Origin of the sequence: Pseudomonas sp. ADAK2 (genome assembly GCF_012935755.1) — a bacterium.
Lineage (GTDB): Bacteria > Pseudomonadota > Gammaproteobacteria > Pseudomonadales > Pseudomonadaceae > Aquipseudomonas.
Map to the genome: position 1 here is coordinate 2,431,116 of NZ_CP052862.1, position 18,736 is coordinate 2,449,851.

An 18,736-nucleotide genomic window follows, 5' to 3' on the forward strand; every position below is an offset into this window, starting at 1 on the left:
CTCATAGGCCTGAACGGGCGATATACCCCTATCGCCAAAACTTTCGTCTACAAAATAAAAAACATTATTTGCTTTATTTGTATACAAAAGCATAATCCACTTCGTGCGAGTTCCTGACCAAGCGGTCAACAAATTCGCAAGTGCCTCAAAGGGCCGCTGCCACCCTCATGGGTCCGGCCCTGGAAATAAAAATAAAACTCTTGAGGAGTACTCGCTGTGGAAAGCCGCAAATCCGAAGCCCCGACGCTGGACCTCTCGCCGCCATTACGCAATGGCTGGCTGGAACGCCTCTTCAAACTCAGCTTGCATGGCACCACGGTGAAGACCGAGTTGATTGCCGGTCTGACAACCTTCATCACGATGGCTTACATCATCTTCGTCAACCCGAACATCATGGCTGACGCTGGCATCGATCACGGTGCCGCGTTCGTCGCCACCTGTATCGCTGCTGCGTTGGGCTGCCTGTTGATGGGCCTGTACGCCAACTGGCCGGTCGGCCTGGCGCCGGGCATGGGCCTGAACGCGTTCTTCACCTACACCGTGGTCGGCACCATGGGCTACAACTGGGAAACGGCCCTCGGCGCGGTGTTTGTGTCCGGTGTGTTGTTCATGATCCTGACCTTTTCGAAGATTCGCGAATGGCTGCTCAACAGCATTCCGGTCAGCCTGCGCTACGCCATGGGCGCCGGGGTCGGACTGTTCCTGGGGATCATCGGCCTGAAAACCGCCGGCATCATCGTTGCCAGCCCGGCCACCCTGATCAAGCTCGGTTCCCTGCGCGAACCCGGTCCGCTGCTGGCCGCCATCTGCTTCCTGATGATCGCCGTACTCAGCTACCACAAGGTTTTCGGCGCGATCCTCATCAGCATCATCACTGTGACCGCCGCCGGCTGGGGCCTGGGCCTCGTCCATTACGAAGGCATCATGTCCGCGCCGCCGAGCCTGGCCCCGACCTGGATGGCCATGAATATCGCCGGCGTGTTCAACGTCAGCATGATCAGCGTGGTGCTGGCGTTCCTTTTCGTGCACATGTTCGACACCGCCGGCACCTTGATGGGTGTGGCCCAACGCGCCAACCTGGTGAACGCTGACGGTCGCATCGAAAACCTCTCCCGCGCGATGAAAGCCGACAGCGCCTCCAGCGTTTTCGGGGCGATGGTCGGTGTCCCTCCAGTCACAAGCTATGTGGAAAGTGCCGCGGGTGTCGCCGCGGGTGGTCGGACTGGTCTTACCGCCGTGACCGTAGGTGTGCTATTTATTGCCGCGATGTTCTTCGCACCGCTGGCTGGCATGATTCCGGCTTATGCCACCGCCGGCGCGCTGATTTATGTGGCGATGCTGATGATGAGCGGCATGGCTCACATCGAATGGGATGAAGCGACCGACAGCATTCCGGCGATCGTCACCGCGATCATGATGCCGCTGACCTTTTCGGTCGCCGACGGCATCGCACTGGGCTTTATCACTTATGTGGTGCTGAAGGCCGGCACCGGTAAGTACAAGGAAATTTCCATCAGTCTGTGGGTGCTCTGCGCGATCTTCATCGCCAAGTTCATTTTCTTGTAAGCGGTCATCGTTTCAAACAGCCTCACCCCGTCGGGTGGGGCTTTTGCACATTAGGAGGAAAGTGATGAGTCTGGAAACCTGGCTGCTGTTCAGCGGCGCTGCGCTGGTGGTGATCCTGATCCCGGGGCCGTTGTCTTTGCTGATGATCAGCAACAGTTTGAATTACGGTTTGCGCCGGTCGTACCCGGCGTTTCTGGGTGGGGTGATTGCCTCGATCTGCTTGCTCAGTGCCTCGGCGCTGGGTCTGGGCGCCCTGTTGCTGGCGTCGGAACAGCTGTTCAGCGCGCTGAAGATTGTCGGCGCGCTGTACCTGTTCTACCTCGCCTGGCAGAGCTGGCAGCAATCCCGCCTGCCATCGGTGGGCGCCGAAGTGCCCCAGGCTGCGCCGGTGCCGCGCTTTCGTGCCCTGTTCGGGCGCGCGTTTGTGCTGGGTGCGAGCAATCCGAAGGACATTCTGTTCTTCGCCGCCTTCCTGCCGCAGTTCTTGAGTGCCGAGCAGCCGTTTTTGCCGCAGTTGCTGGTGATGATTGCGACCTGGACCGTGCTGGATCTGCTGTGCAAGTTGGCGTATGGGCTGGGTGCCCATGGTGCGGCGCGGTATTTGCGCACCGGTAAGGGACAGAGTTGGTTTAACCGGATCAGTGCCGGGTTGTTCAGTGGTGCGGGGGCGGCGTCGTTGTTGAGCCGCTAAAAGCTTCGCGGGCAAGCCTCGCTCCTACAGGTTTTGTGTCGTTTAAATAACCGCGACCTGTAGGAGCAAGGCTTGCCCGCGATGGCGTCGGTCCGAACACCACATTTTTCGGGACAAAAAAAAGCCCGCAGTGTGGGCGGGCAAAAGACCAAAGAAGCTTTATGCGCAGATTCTTGGGGGAGTCTAGCTTCCTCTGTAGGTCGAATAGCTGTACGGCGAAATCAGCAGCGGTACATGGTAGTGATCCTGTTCGGCAGAGATGCCAAAGCGCAGCACCACCACGTCCAGGAACGCCGGTTCCGGCAGCTGAACGCCACGGGCGCGGTAGTAATCGCCCGCATGAAACTGAACCTGATAGACCCCGGAGCGGTAGTCATCGCCTTGCAGCAGCGGCGCATCGACACGGCCATCGCTGTTGGTGATCGCACTGGCGACCAATTCCAGTTGCGCGCCTTCAACGCGGTACAACTCGACCTTGATCGAGCTGCCCGGGCAACCGTGTGCAGCGTCTAAAACGTGTGTAGTCAAACGTCCCATTGATTCTGCGCGCCTGCCCGCCTACAGCAGTCAGGCCTCGCGCCTCCCGAAGTCAGTTGAAAAGGAGACCGCACCGTTTCGGAGCACGAAAAGCTGCGGCGAGCGACTGATTAAGACACTTTTCAAAAAAATTGTACACAATAAAAACGACATTTTTACAGCTAACACCGCCACCCCGCCATTCAACGCCAATTTCACCTCGAACCATAAGATCAGCGGACCTCCTATTCATTAGCTGACCAATCAGGCAGGTTTCTTGCAATACCATCGAAAGATGACAGTTCAAGAAAAATGCAGAAATTCAGGCTTACAAATTGAATATAAAGTTGTATACAATCAGCCCATCGCTGTGACGCCAGCCTGTCATCTCATCGCCAGGCCGCCACGCAAACCTGTCAACGAATAAGAAGGAAGACTGCAGTGAGCGCTGACTACCCACGCGACCTGGTCGGTTACGGCAGTAACCCTCCGCACCCACACTGGCCGGGCAATGCCCGCATCGCCCTGTCCTTCGTGCTCAATTACGAGGAAGGTGGCGAGCGCAACATCCTGCACGGCGATAAAGAATCCGAAGCCTTCCTCTCGGAGATGGTCTCGGCGCAGCCGCTGCAAGGCGCGCGCAACATGAGCATGGAATCCCTTTACGAGTATGGCAGCCGTGCCGGCGTCTGGCGGATCCTCAAGTTGTTCAAGGAATTCGACATCCCGCTGACCATCTTCGCCGTCGCGATGGCCGCCCAGCGCCACCCGGACGTGATCCGCGCCATGGTCGAGGCCGGTCACGAGATTTGCAGCCACGGCTATCGCTGGATCGACTACCAGTACATGGACGAAGCCCAGGAACGCGAGCACATGCTCGAAGCGATCCGCATCCTCACCGAGCTCACCGGCGAACGCCCGTTGGGCTGGTACACCGGTCGCACCGGCCCGAACACCCGTCGGCTGGTGATGGAAGAAGGTGGTTTCCTCTACGACTGCGACACCTACGACGACGACCTGCCCTACTGGGAACCGAACAACCCGACCGGCAAGCCGCACCTGGTGATCCCGTACACCCTGGACACCAACGACATGCGCTTCACCCAGGTCCAGGGCTTCAACAAGGGCGACGATTTCTTCGAATACCTCAAAGACGCGTTCGACGTGCTGTACGCCGAAGGTGCCGAGGCGCCGAAGATGCTCTCGATCGGCCTGCACTGCCGCTTGATCGGCCGTCCGGCGCGTCTGGCCTCGCTCAAGCGCTTTATCGAATACGCTAAAAGTCATGAACAGGTGTGGTTCAGCCGTCGCGTCGACATCGCTCGCCACTGGCACGAAACCCACCCGTACCAAGGGGCTGCCCAATGAGCACCTTTCAAACCGTCAAACCATCGAGCCTGAGCCGCGACGCGTTTGTCGCCGCTTTCGCCGATATCTACGAACATTCGCCATGGGTGGCCGAGAAGGCCTTCGACCTGGGCCAGGACGCCTCGATCAACGAGATCGAAACCCTGCACCAGCGCATGAGCGACATATTGTTGAGCGCTGATCACCAAAGCCAACTGGCCCTGATCAACGCTCACCCGGACCTGGCCGGCAAAGCTGCCGTCCAGGGCCAACTGACCGAAGCCAGCACCAATGAACAGGCTGGCGCCGGTATTCACCAATGCACGGCCGAAGAGTTTCAACGCTTCACCGAGCTGAACGACGCCTACAAAGCCAAGTTCAAGTTTCCCTTCATCATGGCGGTAAAAGGCAGCAACCGGCATCAGATCCTCGCGGCGTTCGAAACGCGCATTCACAATTCGCAAGACACCGAGTTCAAATGCGCGCTGGCGGAGATCAACAAGATCGCCCTGTTCCGATTACTGACCCTATAGCGATCCTGGCCCGAGAAACCTCATGAACGCTTGCGTTTCCCAGGGCCCCGAGAGCATCCCAAGCCAACTAATTAAAGGCAGACAAGAAGAATGAAAGCTTACGCCGTACCTTTCGAGAAGTTCGTCAACCTGGCCGACGCCCGCCTGGGCACCAAAATCATCTCGGTCACCGATGACTGGTTCGCTGATGCCAACCGCTTGTTCCAGCCGACCCCGGCCCTATGGAAAGAAGGCGTGTTCGATGACAACGGCAAGTGGATGGACGGCTGGGAATCGCGCCGCAAGCGCTTCGAAGGCTATGACAGCGCCGTGATCCGCCTGGGCGTACCGGGTTCGATCAAAGGCGTGGACATCGACACTTCATTCTTCACCGGCAACTTCCCACCGTCAGCCTCCCTGGAAGCCTGTTTCCTGGCTGAAGGCGAACCGACCGAAAACACCCAGTGGGTTGAAGTGCTGTCGGCTGTCGAGCTGCAAGGCAACAGCCATCACTTCCACGAAATCAATAACGACCAGGCCTTCAGCCACCTGCGTTTCAACATCTACCCGGATGGCGGCGTAGCGCGTCTGCGTGTGTACGGCGTGCCGCACCGCGACTGGTCCGCTGTGGGCGACAACGAGCAGATCGACCTGGCCGCAGCCCTCAACGGTGGCCGCGCCCTCGCCTGCTCCGACGAACACTTCGGCCGCATGAGCAACATCCTCAACCCGGGCCGTGGCATCAACATGGGCGACGGCTGGGAAACTGCGCGTCGTCGCACGCCGGGCAATGACTGGGTCATCGTCGCGCTGGGTCATGCCGGCGAAGTCGAGAAAGTCATCGTCGACACCCTGCACTTCAAAGGCAACTACCCGGACACTTGCTCCATTCAAGGTGCATTCGTGAAGGGTGGCACCGACAGCCAGATCGAAACCCAATCGCTGTTCTGGCGCGAACTGCTGCCGGCGCAGAAACTGGAAATGCACGCCGAACACACCTTCGCCGAGCAGATCAAGGCGCTGGGGCCGATCACCCACATCCGCTTGAATGTGTTCCCGGATGGTGGTGTGAGTCGCCTGCGCGTATTGGGCAAGGTCGCGAAATAACACCCGATCGTTCCCACGCTCTGCGTGGGAATGCATCACCGGACGCTCTGCGTCCGCTTTGGATGTGACGCGGAGCGTCACGGGCTGCATTCCTACGCAGAGCGTGGGAACGATCAACAGAACTCAACGAAAAGAAGACCAGCATGCGCACACTGACGATTGAACCGCTGACCAAAGAAGCTTTCGCCCCTTTCGGTGACGTGATCGAAACCGACGGCAGCGATCACTTCATGATCAACAATGGTTCGACCATGCGCTTTCATAAACTGGCGACGGTGCAAACCGCCACGCCAGAAGACAACGCGATCATCAGCATCTTCCGCGCCGACGCGCAGGACATGCCGCTGACCGTCAGCATGCTGGAGCGTCACCCGCTGGGCAGCCAGGCTTTCATCCCGCTGCTCGGCAACCCCTTTCTGATCGTGGTCGCGCCACTTGGCGATGAACCTGTATCAGGCTTGGTCCGCGCCTTCGTCACCAACGGCAGGCAGGGCATTAATTACCATCGCGGCGTTTGGCACCATCCGGTGCTGACGATCGAAAAGCGGGATGACTTCCTGGTGGTTGATCGCAGTGGCACAGGCAATAACTGCGATGAGCATTTTTTCAAAGAGGATGAGCGTTTGATCCTTGCCCCCCACCAATAAGAGAAGGTCTGATCACTCGACAACAGAGTGACAGGCGAGAGGTAAAGACTGTGGAAGCACATCTGTTGGAATGGCTGAACCTGAGCGTGCGCTGGGTTCACATGATTACTGGCGTGGCCTGGATCGGTGCGTCGTTCTATTTCGTCTGGCTGGAAAACAACCTCAATCGGGTCAACCCGAAAAGTGGTCTGGCGGGCGATCTGTGGGCGATCCACGGCGGCGGTATCTATCACCTGGAAAAATACAAACTGGCTCCACCGACCATGCCGGACAACCTGCACTGGTTCAAATGGGAAGCCTACTTCACCTGGCTGTCGGGGATCGCGCTGCTGTGCGTGGTGTTCTACTCCAACCCGACGTTGTACCTGCTGGCACCGGGCAGCAGCCTGACCGGCCCTGAAGGGGTTGCCCTGGGTATCGCCTCGTTGTTCGTCGGCTGGTTCGTCTACTCCTTCCTCTGCGACTCGGCTCTGGGCAAACGCCCTGCCCTGCTCGGCTTTATCCTGTTCGTGCTGATCATCGGCGCGGCCTACGGCTTCAGCAAAGTGTTCAGCGGCCGTGGTGCGTACCTGCACGTCGGCGCGATCATCGGCACCATCATGGTCGGCAACGTGTTCCGCATCATCATGCCGGCGCAACGCGCGCTGGTGGCGGCGATTGCCGAGAACCGCACGCCGGATCCGGCGCTGCCGGCCAAAGGTTTGCTGCGTTCGCGTCATAACAACTACTTCACCTTGCCGGTGCTGTTCATCATGATCAGCAACCACTTCCCGAGCACCTACGGCAGCCAATACAACTGGCTGATCCTGGCCGGGATCGCGGTGCTGGCGGTGTTGGTGCGTCATTACTTCAACACCCGTCACGACAGCCACAAGTTCGCCTGGACCCTGCCGGTCGCGGCCGTCGGCATGATCTGCCTGGCCTACGTGACGGGCCCGGCGCAAATGCCGAGCGCACCGGAAGTGGCCAAGGCCCCTGGCACCATCGAGTACCAGCCGTTGCCGGAAACCGCCCTCGGCGGTGGTGCCAAGCCTGCTGAAGCCAAACCTGCCGCGCCTGCTGCTGCACCGGCCCAAGCATCGAACCAGGGCCCGGCGTTCGACAAGGTGCACAGCGTGATTCAGGAACGCTGCGCCGTGTGCCACTCGGCCAAACCCACCAGCCCGCTGTTCAGTGCAGCACCGGCCGGTGTGATGTTCGACACCCCGCAACAAATCCAGCAATTGGCCCCGCGGATCCAGGCGCAAGCCGTCGCCAGCCAGATCATGCCACTGGGCAACATCACACAGATGACCCAGCAGGAACGTGACCTGATTGGTGCGTGGATCAACCAGGGAGCCCAGACCAATTAAGCGACACAAAAGCCTGTGACAAGCAGGCTTTTGTGGCGAGGGAGCTTGCTCCCGCTGGGTCGCGAAGCGGCCCCCGCTTTTCTCCGAGAAAAAAGGGGACTGCTGCGCAGTCCAGCGGGAGCAAGCTCCCTCGCCACAGGTTTGCCTGCTGCAAAAATCACAAGAATAAAAAAGATCCGAGGTGTTGCATGTCCGAGCTATCCGAAGCGCGCATCCCCGACGCACCCGCCATTCAGCGTTTGCCCCTTTTGCAACTGATCCTGGTCGGTCTGCAACATGTACTGCTGATGTACGGCGGCGCCATCGCGGTTCCGCTGATCATCGGACAGGCCGCTGGCCTGAATCGTGAAGAAATCGCCTTCCTGATCAACGCCGACCTGCTGGTGGCCGGCATCGCCACCATCGTGCAATCCCTGGGCATCGGTCCGATGGGCATTCGCATGCCGGTGATGATGGGCGCCAGTTTCGCCGCGGTCGGCAGTATGGTGGCCATGGCCGGCATGCCTGGGATCGGCTTGCAGGGGATCTTCGGCGCGACCATCGCCGCCGGGTTCTTCGGCATGCTCATCGCGCCGTTCATGTCCAAAGTCGTGCGCTTCTTCCCGCCACTGGTGACCGGCACGGTCATCACCTCGATCGGTTTGTCGCTGTTCCCCGTCGCCGTGAACTGGGCCGGCGGTGGTACCGGCGCCGCTCAATTCGGCTCGCCGATTTACCTGGCCATTGCCGCGTTGGTGCTGGCCACGATTCTGCTGGTCCACCGCTTCATGCGCGGTTTCTGGGTCAATATTTCCGTGCTGATCGGCATGTGCCTGGGCTACATGCTCTGTGGCGTGATCGGCATGGTTGATCTGAGCGGCATGGCCCAGGCACCGTGGGTGCAGATCGTCACTCCGCTGCACTTCGGCATGCCGAAATTCGAACTCGCACCGATCCTGTCGATGTGCCTGGTGGTGGTGATTATCTTCGTCGAGTCCACCGGGATGTTCCTCGCCCTGGGCAAGATCACCGACCGTGAAGTCTGCCCCCGGATGTTGCGTCGCGGTCTGCTGTGTGACGCCGCTGCCTCGTTCTTCGCCGGGTTCTTCAACACCTTCACCCACTCCTCCTTCGCGCAGAACATCGGCCTGGTGCAGATGACCGGCGTGCGCTGCCGCTCGGTGACCATCGTCGCCGGTGGCTTGCTGGTGGTGCTCAGCCTGCTGCCGAAAGCGGCGTTCCTGGTGGCGTCGATTCCCCCGGCGGTCCTCGGCGGCGCGGCGATTGCGATGTTCGGCATGGTCGCGGCGACCGGGATCAAGATCCTGCAAGAAGCCGACATCGGTGACCGTCGCAACCAGTTGCTGGTGGCAGTGAGCATCGGCATGGGCCTGATCCCGGTGGTGCGTCCGGAGTTCTTCGCGCACCTGCCCTTGTGGATGAGCCCGATCACCCACAGCGGCATCGCCATGGCGACCCTGAGTGCCCTGTCCTTGAACCTGCTGTTCAACATTCTCGGTGGTAAAGAGCGCGCAGCCATCAACGACTGCGCCGCCCACCCGCACTGATCGAAACCTGTGAAATGGCTGCCCTGTGGCAGCCAGCAACTGCCTGCGCCTCAACAATAAAAACAAGAGGAAGCACCAGATGGTTTTTACCCCCTCAAGCCTGTCGTTTTGCGACGCCAGGCCACCCGCCGCCAACCGTGCCCCAAACCTGTCGTCGGTGCGCTGTTGCGGGGCACTTGAGACCTGGCCAAGGAGTCAGTATTCTCCGCGGCCGCCCGAATCCGGTCTAAAAAAAAGCCCGGATTTAATTCCTGACCAGAAAGCCAACTTACCCCGGCACTGGACGGTAGCAAGGCATTCAGAAATCTCCCGTAATCGACTGTTTTCGAACAGCCGAACGGGAGTTTTTTGGCTTTTCGAAAGCCTTGGCTCAGCTCTTGCTAACAGCACTAAAGCTGACCGAATGGATGAATTTTCAAAGCTGCAAAGAAAGGCGCCACACCAGAGCGCCGACCTAAGAAAAAAAACGTGGAACCACCTACTTTTTGGGAGCAACCGAATGAAACGTACGTGCACCAGCCTGATGCTCGCGGGATCCTTGCTGGCCGGGGGCCAGGCGATAGCCGGCGACTTGCTGCAATGGCAGAACAACAGCCTGACCTACCTGTATGGCAAGGACTTCAAGGTCAACCCGCACATTCAGCAAACCGTCACTTTCGAGCACGCTGATGGCTGGAAATATGGGGATAACTTCTTCTTCGTCGACAAGATCTTCTACAACGGCGACAAGGACTTCAACGTCGGCCCGAACACCTACTACGGTGAGTTCAGCCCGCGTATTTCCCTGGGCAAGGTGCTCGACCAGAAGATCGAGTTCGGCCCGATCAAGGACGTGCTGCTGGCGATGACGTACGAGTTCGGTGAAGGCGATACCGAGTCTTACCTGATCGGTCCAGGCTTCGACCTGGCGATTCCCGGTTTCGACTACTTCCAGCTGAACTTCTACCAGCGTCAAACCGAAGGCCCGCGCGCCGGTGACAACGTCTGGCAGATCACCCCGGTCTGGTCCTACACCATTCCGGTCGGCGACTCGAACATCCTGATCGATGGTTTCATGGACTGGGTGGTCGACAACGACTCCAACTCCCATGGCGACTACCACGCCAACCTGCACTTCAACCCACAGGTCAAATACGACTTGGGCAAGGCGCTGAATTTCGGCGAGAAGCAGTTGTACGTCGGTGTGGAATACGACTACTGGAAGAACAAGTACGGGATCGACGACACCCGTGCGTTCACCACCAATCAGAACGTGACGAGCTTCCTGGTGAAGTTCCACTTCTGATGAGCTGAAGACAAGAGACTGCAGCTGCTACCTGCCACGTGCGCATCCGGGGTGGGTGGGGGTTGTGGTCTTTTGTTTGTGTGGCGTCTGGAAGGACGTCTTCGCGGGCAAGCCTCGCGCCTACAGGTTTTGTGTCGTTCACAGAATTGGCGAACGACACCACCTGTAGGAGCGAGGCTTGCCCGCGAAGGCCGCACCGCCAATCTCAAGCGGCGACCACGGGCTCCGCCAACCCCAAAAACCGGCACAACTCCTCGCGCTTGGCCAACGCATCCCGCCGCCCGAGATCAATCAACTCGCTGCAATACCCCGCCTCGAACAGCAGATAACTCAACACCCCCGCCCCGCTGGTCTTGGTCGCTCCCGGCCCGCGCAGGAACAGGCGCAATGCTGCCGGCAATTCCTGACGATGCCGCGCGGCAATCTCATCAATCGGCTGGCTCGGCGAAATCACCAGCACTTCCACCGGCGCCACGCCCAGGGCACGGGTCGGCGTGCCGTCGGGCATCAAGTGGCTGAATTGATTCAGACGCTGCAACAGTTCGATATCGCTTTCCAGGCTGTCAATGAACGTGCTGTTGAGCATGTGCCCGCCGATCTGCGCCAGGGTCGGCTGCTGGCCGGTGTAGGCCCGTTGCAGCGGTTGCTCCGGGTCGACCCCGCGCGGGTTGCCGCTGACGCCCACCACCAGCACCCTGCTGGCGCCCAGGTGCAAGGCCGGGCTGATCGGTGCCGACTGCCGCACCGCGCCATCGCCGAAAAACTCCTCGCCGATTTTCACCGGGGCAAACAACAAGGGGATCGCCGAACTGGCGAGCAAGTGGTCAACCGTCAATTGCGTCGGCACGCCAATCCGCCGATGGCGTAACCAGGCGTCGATGGTGCCGCCGCCCTGATAGAAGGTCACTGCCTGGCCGGACTCGTAGCCAAACGCGGTCACTGCAACCGCCTGCAACTGCTTTTGCGCGATGGCCTCAGCGATGCCGTTCATCTGCAATTTGTCGTTGAGCAAGCCGCGCAGCGGCGAACTGTTGAGCAACGCCACCGGTACCTGGGCGCCGATGCCGAGCAAACTGTGGCTGACAAAGCGGCTGGCCTGGTGGATCACGCCGGGCCAGTCGCTGCGCAACACCAGATGACTGCGGAAACCTTGCCAGAAGGCGGTCAGGCGCTCGATGGCGCCACGAAAGTCCATCGCCCCACTGGCGAGGCTGACGGCGTTGATCGCCCCGGCCGAGGTGCCGACGATCACCGGGAACGGATTGTCCGCGCCCGGCGGCAGCAATTCGGCAATCGCCGCCAGCACGCCCACCTGATACGCCGCCCGAGCCCCGCCGCCGGAAAGAATCAACCCTGTAACCGGTTCAGCTGGGCGCATCGCAACACTCCATGGTGCTTAAGGGGATCGGCGGTTCAACCGCGTTTTGCGTAGAGTTTCGGCTCGCCCGGCGGACGGCTCTTGAAGCGGCGATGGGCCCAGAGGTATTGCTCCGGGCAATCGCGCAAGGCGCCTTCGACCCATTGATTAATGCGCAGGCAATCGGCCTCTTCGGTTTCACCGGGGAAACCTTCGAGCGGCGCGTGGATCACCAGCCGATAACCGCTGCCATCCGCCAATCGCTCTTGAGTGAACGGTACGACCAGCGCCTTGCCCAACCGCGCAAACTTGCTGGTGGCAGTGACAGTCGCCGCCTGAATCCCGAACAGCGGCACGAAGATACTTTGCTTGGCGCCGTAGTCCTGATCCGGTGCGTACCAGATCGCCCGGCCGGCCCGCAGCAGCTTGAGCATGCCGCGCACGTCGTCGCGTTCTACCGCCAGGGAATCGAGGTTGTGCCGTTCGCGGCCGCGGCGCTGGATGTAGTCGAACAACGGGTTCTTGTGTTCGCGGTACATGCCATCAATGGTGTGCTGCTGACCGAGCAACGCTGCGCCGATTTCCAGCGTGGTGAAATGCAGCGCCATCAGAATCACGCCCTTGCCGTCGCGCTGGGCTTTTTTCAGATGCTCCAGGCCTTCGACGTGGGCCAGTCTGGCCAGACGCTTGCGCGACCACCACCAACTCATGGCCATTTCGAAGAAAGCGATGCCGGTGGAGGCGAAGTTTTCCTTGAGCAGGCGCTTGCGCTCGGTCGGGGATTTTTCCGGGAAACACAGCTCAAGATTGCGCTTGGCGATGCGCCGTCGGTCGCCCGCCACTCGGTACATCAAGGCACCCAGGAGGCGGCCGACTCGCAGCAATGCCGGATACGGCAACTGGACAATCAGCCACAACAGCCCCAGCCCGCACCACAGCGGCCAGAAACGTGGAGAAAGAAAGGCGGGACGAAAACGCGGGCGATCCATTAAAGCTTCCGGAAAGACGATGGCCGCGCATTCTACATCGTTCGACCCGGCTTGCGGCCTGCGGGCGTTCTCGTTATAAGTCTCGGCACTTTTAGTGACAAGCCGTTGTATGCCGACCATGAGCCAAACCGAACCGCTAGACCAAGATCCTGTGTTCCAGTTGAAGGGCAGCATGCTCGCCATTACGGTGCTGGAACTGGCCCGTAACGACCTCGAGAACCTCGATCGACAACTGGCCGCCAAGGTTGCCCAGGCGCCGAATTTCTTCAGCAATGCACCGCTGGTGCTGGCCCTGGACAAACTCCCGGCCAGCGAAGGCGCCGTCGATTTGCCGGGCCTGATGCGCGTGTGCCGTTCCCACGGCCTGCGCACCCTGGCCATCCGCGCCAGCCGCATCGAGGACATCGCCGCCGCCATCGCCGTCGACCTGCCGGTGCTGCCACCGTCCGGTGCCCGCGAGCGGCCGCTGGACCCGAACGAAGGCGTCGTGGTGAAAAAACCGGAAAAACCACCGGAACCGACGATCAAACCGACCAAGGTAATCACTTCGCCAGTACGTGGTGGCCAACAAATATATGCCCAAGGTGGCGATTTGGTCATCGTTTCGTCGGTCAGCCCGGGGGCGGAACTTCTCGCCGATGGGAACATCCATGTATACGGCCCGATGCGCGGTCGTGCGCTGGCCGGGGTCAAGGGCGACACCAAAGCGCGGATTTTCTGCCAGCAGATGAGCGCCGAACTGCTCTCCATCGCCGGCCACTACAAGGTTTCCGAGGATCTGCGGCGCGATCCGTTGTGGGGCTCGGGCGTACAAGTCAGCCTGTCGGGCGACGTGTTGAACATCATTCGGCTTTAACGGATACTGCCGCATTTTCCAAGCATCTCTAAAACGTAGCGAAAACGGCTCAAACGAAGTAGGAAAAAGGCCAAACGCAGTGTTTACCGCCGGTAAATGCCGCCCAAAACCAAATTCCAGCCAAGGCTGTCCGACTGCAGTAGTTTTTCAAGAGATGTTTTTCAGGGGCTAAAAGTCCTTTTTCCTTAGGGGTGAAACACCTTGGCCAAGATTCTCGTGGTTACATCCGGCAAGGGTGGTGTGGGTAAGACCACCACCAGCGCCGCTATCGGTACCGGCCTCGCACTGCGCGGTCACAAAACAGTAATCGTCGACTTCGACGTCGGTTTGCGTAACCTCGACCTGATCATGGGTTGCGAACGTCGCGTGGTGTATGACTTCGTCAACGTGGTCAACGGCGAAGCCAACCTGCAACAAGCCCTGATCAAAGACAAGCGCCTGGAAAACCTCTACGTACTGGCCGCCAGTCAGACCCGCGATAAAGACGCGCTGACCGTCGAAGGCGTGGAAAAAGTCCTGATGGCGCTGAAAGAAGACTTCGACTTCGTGGTCTGCGACTCCCCGGCCGGCATCGAGAAAGGTGCTCACCTGGCCATGTACTTCGCTGATGAAGCGATTATCGTGACCAACCCGGAAGTCTCCTCGGTACGTGACTCGGACCGCATGCTCGGCCTGCTGGCCAGCAAGTCCCGTCGCGCCGAACGTGGCGAAGACCCGATCAAGGAACACCTGCTGTTGACCCGCTACAACCCGCAACGCGTCAGCGACGGCGAAATGCTCGGCGTCGAAGACGTGAAGGAAATTCTGGCCGTGACCCTGCTGGGCGTCATTCCGGAATCCCAGGCGGTGCTGAAAGCCTCCAACTCGGGCGTGCCCGTGATTCTCGACGACCAGAGCGATGCCGGTCAGGCATACGGCGATGCGGTCGACCGCCTCCTTGGCAAAGAAAAGGAACATCGTTTCCTCGATGTGACGAAGAAAGGCTTCTTCGAGCGCCTGTTTGGAGGTAAATAATGAATCTTTTTGACTTCTTTCGTGCCAGTAAAAAGGTCAGTACCGCGTCGGTAGCGAAAGAGCGTCTACAGATCATCGTGGCGCATGAACGCGGCCAGCGCAGTACCCCGGATTACCTGCCAGCCTTGCAGAAGGAACTGGTGGAAGTGATCCGCAAGTACGTCAATATCGGGTCCGATGACGTGCACGTCGCCCTGGAAAACCAGGGTAGCTGCTCGATTCTGGAACTCAATATCACCCTGCCAGATCGCTAGTCGAACCGGCGGGAGCCACGGCGGCTCAGACCTGCGCTCCTACACGGGGTGCGGGGTTCTGAGCCGCCGTTGGCGTTTGTTACGAGGCTGTTTTAATGCCGTTGTCCAACGTCCACATCATCCATCAGGACGACGCCGTTCTGGTGGTGAACAAACCGACCCTGTTGCTCTCCGTCCCTGGCCGGGCCGATGACAACAAGGATTGCCTGATCACCCGCCTGCAGGAAAACGGCTACCCGGAAGCGCGGATCGTCCATCGCCTGGACTGGGAAACCTCCGGCATCATCCTGCTGGCCCGTGACCCGGATACCCATCGTGAACTGTCTCGGCAGTTTCACGACCGCGAAACCGAAAAGGCCTACACCGCGCTGGCCTGGGGTCAACCGGAACTGGACAGCGGCAGCATCGACCTGCCCCTGCGCTACGATCCGCCGACCAAGCCGCGGCATGTGGTGGACCACGAATTCGGCAAGAACGCCCTGACCTTCTGGCGCGTGCTTGAGCGCTGTGGCGACTGGTGCCGTGTCGAGCTGACGCCGATCACCGGCCGCTCCCACCAGTTGCGCGTGCACATGTTGTCCATCGGCCATCCGCTGCTGGGTGACGGGCTCTACGCCCACGAGCAGGCCCTCGCTGCCTGGCCGCGCCTGTGTTTGCACGCGAGCATGCTCAGCTTCACCCATCCTCAAACTGGCGAACGCTTGCGTTTCGAGTGTCCGGCGCCGTTCTAAGCACTGCCTGACAAGCAGTCGCCCGCTTTAAAACATAAGGATACCCATCCGGATGCGTTGTACCGATTCCCTGGCAACACCCGTCAAGAAAACCCGTCACCAATTGCTTTACCTGATCTACGGCCACCAGGACGTTTACCGCCGCGAAGCCAAGTTCAGCATTTTGACCGCACTGTCCCACGCCAAAAATGGCGAATGTCCCAGCATCAGAATCCTCACGGACCGACCCGAGGACTATGCTGGCTGGCCTGTCGAAACCGTGTTTTTGAGTCAGGAAACCCTGGCCCAATGGCAGGGTGAAAACGGCTATCACCACCGCCGCAAGGCCTGCGCGATTGCCGCCGGCCTGAAGCTTGCGCAAAAGACCCTGTTCGTCGATACCGACACGCTGTTCACCAGCGACCCGAACCGGATCTTCAGCCAGATTCAGCCTGGCCAATACCTCATGGATCGCTTCGAATACGACTGGCATTACGTCTGCGATCGCCCGGAATACCAGAAGCTCGGCGAGTGCCTCGACGCCCACGGCATCACCCCGGACAACGGTTTCAAGCTGTACAACAGCGGCCTGTGCGGCGTGACCGACCGCGACGGAGCGCTGTTCGACGAATCCATCCGGTTGATCGACGACTGGACCCGGGATGGTTTCGACATCCACACCATCGAGCAGATTGCGTTGTCGTTCGCGATGCGCGACAAGCTCGTGGCTGAAGCGAAAAAGTACATCTATCACTACTTCGCGGAAAAACGTTTCTTCCATGCGATGGTCGGCTATTTCTTCTCCCGGCATGGCGAACAGTTCAGCCAGGAGCTGGTAGAGCTTTGCCGTGACGTGCCGCGGGTCAAACCGTTTCCATCGGCCTGGCAGCGGCTGAAAATCAAATGGAAGTTACGCCACCAGAACGGCGCGCTGCGCAAGGTCGGTCGCGACCTGCTGTATGGCAGCGCTGCACCTGAAGGCCCGTACTACTCGGCCTGCCGCCATGAATGGTGGGAATGTGCCTCGCGGGAAATCCTGCGCTGGGACAAGAACAGTCAGAAAAAGCTGTTGAACGCCCGCAGTCGCTGGCCGGAGGCTCTGCCCAAACCGGAAAAGTCCGAAGATGAACGGGTGATCATGCAGTACCTGAAAAAACGGGTCGAAGCCGCCGGCTGACGTCGCCGACACACGTCATGCCCAAAGCCCCAGGCCAATACGTTAAACTCCCGCCCATTGCTGTCTGGAGTTTCTTATGCGCGAAGAGTTGAACCAAGGCCTGATCGACTTCCTCAAGGCCTCCCCTACCCCGTTTCATGCCACTGCCAGCCTTGTTCAGCGCCTGGAAGCGGCCGGTTTTTCGCGTCTTGACGAGCGTGAGCCGTGGGCTGTCGAAACCAGCGGTCGTTACTACGTCACCCGTAACGACTCGTCGATTGTCGCGTTCAAGATGGGCCGTCACTCGCCCCTGCACGGCGGCATCCGCCTGGTCGGCGCCCACACCGACAGCCCGTGCCTGCGGGTCAAGCCGCAGCCTGAACTGCAACGCCAGGGTTTCTGGCAGCTTGGTGTCGAAGTCTATGGCGGCGCGTTGCTGGCGCCGTGGTTCGACCGTGACCTGTCCCTGGCCGGCCGCGTGACCTTCCGCCGCGACGGCAAGGTCGAGAGCCAGTTGATCGATTTCAAGGCGCCCATCGCTACGATCCCGAACCTGGCCATTCACCTCAACCGTGAAGCCAACATGGGTTGGGCGATCAACGCACAAACCGAGTTGCCGCCGATCCTCGCGCAATTCGCCGGTGACGAGCGCGTGGACTTCCGCGCCGTGCTCACCGACCAACTCGCCCGCGAACACGGCCTCAACGCCGACGTGGTGCTCGACTACGAGCTGAGCTTCTACGACACCCAAAGTGCCGCGGTGATTGGCCTGCATGGCGACTTCATTGCCGGTGCGCGCCTGGACAACCTGCTGTCGTGCTACGCCGGCCTGCAAGCGTTGCTGACCACCGAAACCGACGAAACCTGCGTGCTGGTGGCCAACGATCACGAAGAAGTCGGTTCCTGCTCGGCCTGCGGCGCCGATGGCCCGATGCTCGAGCAGACGCTGCGTCGTCTGCTGCCTGAGGGTGATGAGTTCGTGCGCACCATTCAGAAATCCCTGCTGGTCTCGGCGGACAACGCCCACGGCGTGCACCCGAACTACGCCGACAAGCACGACGTCAACCACGGCCCGAAACTCAACGCCGGCCCGGTGATCAAGGTCAACAGCAACCAGCGCTACGCCACCAACAGCGAAACCGCCGGGTTCTTCCGCCATCTGTGCATGGCCGAAGAAGTGCCGGTGCAGAGCTTCGTGGTGCGCAGCGACATGGGCTGTGGCTCGACCATCGGCCCGATCACCGCCAGCCACCTGGGCGTGCGCACCGTGGACATCGGCCTGCCGACGTTCGCCATGCACTCGATCCGCGAACTGTGCGGCAGCCACGACCTGGCCCACCTGGTCAAAGTGCTGAGCGCGTTCTACGCGTGCCGCGAGTTGCCATAAACCCGATGGTATGAGGGACATCTGTGGCGAGGGAGCTTGCTCCCGCTCGGCTGCGAAGCAGTCGTAAATTCAGCTAACGCGATCTGTCAGACGGAAAACATTGGATGGTTTTGGGGCTGCTTCGCAGCCCAGCGGGAGCAAGCTCCCTCGCCACAAGTGATTCAATTCTGGTACACCGCCCCAGCGGTCGCCGAAAAGCCACCTAGACTTTAAACATCCCCAACGACAAGGCAGTCGCCATGATCTCGATGTCCTCGTTCCACGCCATGCTCATCCCCATTCTCGCCGGCATGATCATGCTGGCCATCGGCTTCAATTTCCGTGACAAGAACGCTGGCGTGTTCGCCATGTGGCTCGGCATGCTGTTGATCCTCGCCACCGTGGTTTACAAGATCCTCGCCAAACTCAACGAATAAAACTGCGCGCCCGGCTCGCATTGATTT

19 protein-coding genes are annotated in these 18,736 nt (G+C 60.0%); 16 read left to right on the plus strand and 3 right to left on the minus strand.

What is annotated here, in order from left to right; all coding sequences use genetic code 11:
- Positions 1 to 216: 216 nt before the first annotated feature.
- Both HKK52_RS11330 and HKK52_RS11335 read left to right on the plus strand, forming a co-directional pair.
- Complete coding sequence (locus HKK52_RS11330) at positions 217 to 1,566, plus strand: NCS2 family permease (protein ID WP_149656896.1); 1,350 nt, start codon at positions 217 to 219, stop codon at positions 1,564 to 1,566.
- 64 nt (positions 1,567 to 1,630) lie between these two features.
- The gene (locus HKK52_RS11335; protein WP_163909162.1) at positions 1,631 to 2,257 is read left to right on the plus strand and encodes a LysE family translocator; all 627 of its coding nucleotides are present in this window, start codon (positions 1,631 to 1,633) and stop codon (positions 2,255 to 2,257) included.
- A gap of 183 nt (positions 2,258 to 2,440) precedes the next feature.
- Here HKK52_RS11335 and uraH read toward each other — a convergent pair whose 3' ends face one another.
- The gene (gene uraH / locus HKK52_RS11340) at positions 2,441 to 2,794 is read right to left on the minus strand and encodes a hydroxyisourate hydrolase (RefSeq protein ID WP_169370896.1); all 354 of its coding nucleotides are present in this window, start codon (positions 2,792 to 2,794) and stop codon (positions 2,441 to 2,443) included.
- A gap of 420 nt (positions 2,795 to 3,214) precedes the next feature.
- Between uraH and puuE the strand changes: the two genes are divergently transcribed.
- From puuE to HKK52_RS11375, 7 genes are all read left to right on the plus strand, one after another.
- Entirely contained in the window at positions 3,215 to 4,141 is a 927-nt protein-coding gene (gene puuE, locus HKK52_RS11345; RefSeq protein WP_169370897.1) for an allantoinase PuuE, read from the plus strand.
- Entirely contained in the window at positions 4,138 to 4,653 is a 516-nt protein-coding gene (gene uraD / locus HKK52_RS11350) for a 2-oxo-4-hydroxy-4-carboxy-5-ureidoimidazoline decarboxylase (protein WP_169370898.1), read from the plus strand. Before puuE ends, uraD begins: the two co-directional genes overlap by 4 nt.
- Before the next feature lie 90 nt (positions 4,654 to 4,743).
- Positions 4,744 to 5,739, plus strand: coding sequence for an allantoicase (gene alc / locus HKK52_RS11355; protein ID WP_169370899.1), 996 nt, complete (start codon positions 4,744 to 4,746; stop codon positions 5,737 to 5,739).
- 143 nt (positions 5,740 to 5,882) lie between these two features.
- The gene (locus HKK52_RS11360; protein WP_010456681.1) at positions 5,883 to 6,386 is read left to right on the plus strand and encodes an ureidoglycolate lyase; all 504 of its coding nucleotides are present in this window, start codon (positions 5,883 to 5,885) and stop codon (positions 6,384 to 6,386) included.
- A 50-nt stretch (positions 6,387 to 6,436) separates the two neighbouring features.
- Entirely contained in the window at positions 6,437 to 7,738 is a 1,302-nt protein-coding gene (locus tag HKK52_RS11365; protein WP_169370900.1) for a urate hydroxylase PuuD, read from the plus strand.
- Between the two features lie 188 nt (positions 7,739 to 7,926).
- A complete protein-coding gene (locus HKK52_RS11370) occupies positions 7,927 to 9,285 on the plus strand; it encodes a nucleobase:cation symporter-2 family protein (protein WP_169370901.1) in 1,359 nt (452 codons plus the stop codon).
- Between the two features lie 499 nt (positions 9,286 to 9,784).
- Entirely contained in the window at positions 9,785 to 10,570 is a 786-nt protein-coding gene (locus tag HKK52_RS11375) for an outer membrane protein OmpK (protein WP_169370902.1), read from the plus strand.
- 205 nt (positions 10,571 to 10,775) lie between these two features.
- On the opposite strand, the gene HKK52_RS11380 is transcribed toward HKK52_RS11375, so the two are convergent.
- Together HKK52_RS11380 and HKK52_RS11385 are read right to left on the minus strand one after the other, a co-directional pair.
- Complete coding sequence (locus HKK52_RS11380) at positions 10,776 to 11,948, minus strand: patatin-like phospholipase family protein (protein WP_169370903.1); 1,173 nt, start codon at positions 11,946 to 11,948, stop codon at positions 10,776 to 10,778.
- 35 nt (positions 11,949 to 11,983) lie between these two features.
- Positions 11,984 to 12,916, minus strand: a complete 933-nt coding sequence (locus HKK52_RS11385; RefSeq protein WP_169370904.1) for a lipid A biosynthesis lauroyl acyltransferase — start codon at positions 12,914 to 12,916, stop codon at positions 11,984 to 11,986.
- Between the two features lie 118 nt (positions 12,917 to 13,034).
- Between HKK52_RS11385 and minC the strand changes: the two genes are divergently transcribed.
- The 7 genes from minC (at position 13,035) to HKK52_RS11420 (ending at position 18,709) form a co-directional block, all read left to right on the plus strand.
- A complete protein-coding gene (gene minC, locus HKK52_RS11390; RefSeq protein ID WP_149656903.1) occupies positions 13,035 to 13,772 on the plus strand; it encodes a septum site-determining protein MinC in 738 nt (245 codons plus the stop codon).
- A 201-nt stretch (positions 13,773 to 13,973) separates the two neighbouring features.
- On the plus strand, positions 13,974 to 14,786 hold the full coding sequence (minD, locus tag HKK52_RS11395) for a septum site-determining protein MinD (protein WP_054049606.1): 813 nt from the start codon (positions 13,974 to 13,976) through the stop codon (positions 14,784 to 14,786).
- Entirely contained in the window at positions 14,786 to 15,040 is a 255-nt protein-coding gene (minE, locus tag HKK52_RS11400) for a cell division topological specificity factor MinE (RefSeq protein ID WP_007898843.1), read from the plus strand. Before minD ends, minE begins: the two co-directional genes overlap by 1 nt.
- Positions 15,041 to 15,135: 95 nt before the next feature.
- A complete protein-coding gene (locus tag HKK52_RS11405; protein ID WP_133836605.1) occupies positions 15,136 to 15,771 on the plus strand; it encodes an RluA family pseudouridine synthase in 636 nt (211 codons plus the stop codon).
- 52 nt (positions 15,772 to 15,823) lie between these two features.
- Positions 15,824 to 16,927, plus strand: a complete 1,104-nt coding sequence (locus HKK52_RS11410; RefSeq protein ID WP_169370905.1) for a hypothetical protein — start codon at positions 15,824 to 15,826, stop codon at positions 16,925 to 16,927.
- Between the two features lie 76 nt (positions 16,928 to 17,003).
- A complete protein-coding gene (locus HKK52_RS11415) occupies positions 17,004 to 18,293 on the plus strand; it encodes a M18 family aminopeptidase (protein WP_169370906.1) in 1,290 nt (429 codons plus the stop codon).
- A 239-nt stretch (positions 18,294 to 18,532) separates the two neighbouring features.
- Complete coding sequence (locus tag HKK52_RS11420; protein ID WP_169370907.1) at positions 18,533 to 18,709, plus strand: hypothetical protein; 177 nt, start codon at positions 18,533 to 18,535, stop codon at positions 18,707 to 18,709.
- The last annotated feature ends 27 nt before the right edge of the window (positions 18,710 to 18,736 follow it).

Excerpts from the sequence above, each read along its gene's own strand:
- minC (WP_149656903.1), top strand. The coding sequence starts at position 13,035 with ATGAGCCAAACCGAACCGCTAGACCAAGATCCTGTGTTCCAGTTGAAG.
- HKK52_RS11335 (WP_163909162.1), top strand. The coding sequence starts at position 1,631 with ATGAGTCTGGAAACCTGGCTGCTGTTCAGCGGCGCTGCGCTGGTGGTG.
- HKK52_RS11360 (WP_010456681.1), top strand. The coding sequence starts at position 5,883 with ATGCGCACACTGACGATTGAACCGCTGACCAAAGAAGCTTTCGCCCCT.
- HKK52_RS11405 (WP_133836605.1), top strand. The coding sequence starts at position 15,136 with ATGCCGTTGTCCAACGTCCACATCATCCATCAGGACGACGCCGTTCTG.
- minE (WP_007898843.1), top strand. The coding sequence starts at position 14,786 with ATGAATCTTTTTGACTTCTTTCGTGCCAGTAAAAAGGTCAGTACCGCG.
- HKK52_RS11420 (WP_169370907.1), top strand. The coding sequence starts at position 18,533 with ATGATCTCGATGTCCTCGTTCCACGCCATGCTCATCCCCATTCTCGCC.
- uraH (WP_169370896.1), bottom strand. The coding sequence starts at position 2,794 with ATGGGACGTTTGACTACACACGTTTTAGACGCTGCACACGGTTGCCCG.
- alc (WP_169370899.1), top strand. The coding sequence starts at position 4,744 with ATGAAAGCTTACGCCGTACCTTTCGAGAAGTTCGTCAACCTGGCCGAC.
- HKK52_RS11410 (WP_169370905.1), top strand. The coding sequence starts at position 15,824 with ATGCGTTGTACCGATTCCCTGGCAACACCCGTCAAGAAAACCCGTCAC.
- HKK52_RS11385 (WP_169370904.1), bottom strand. The coding sequence starts at position 12,916 with ATGGATCGCCCGCGTTTTCGTCCCGCCTTTCTTTCTCCACGTTTCTGG.
- uraD (WP_169370898.1), top strand. The coding sequence starts at position 4,138 with ATGAGCACCTTTCAAACCGTCAAACCATCGAGCCTGAGCCGCGACGCG.
- HKK52_RS11370 (WP_169370901.1), top strand. The coding sequence starts at position 7,927 with ATGTCCGAGCTATCCGAAGCGCGCATCCCCGACGCACCCGCCATTCAG.
- HKK52_RS11380 (WP_169370903.1), bottom strand. The coding sequence starts at position 11,948 with ATGCGCCCAGCTGAACCGGTTACAGGGTTGATTCTTTCCGGCGGCGGG.
- HKK52_RS11415 (WP_169370906.1), top strand. The coding sequence starts at position 17,004 with ATGCGCGAAGAGTTGAACCAAGGCCTGATCGACTTCCTCAAGGCCTCC.
- HKK52_RS11375 (WP_169370902.1), top strand. The coding sequence starts at position 9,785 with ATGAAACGTACGTGCACCAGCCTGATGCTCGCGGGATCCTTGCTGGCC.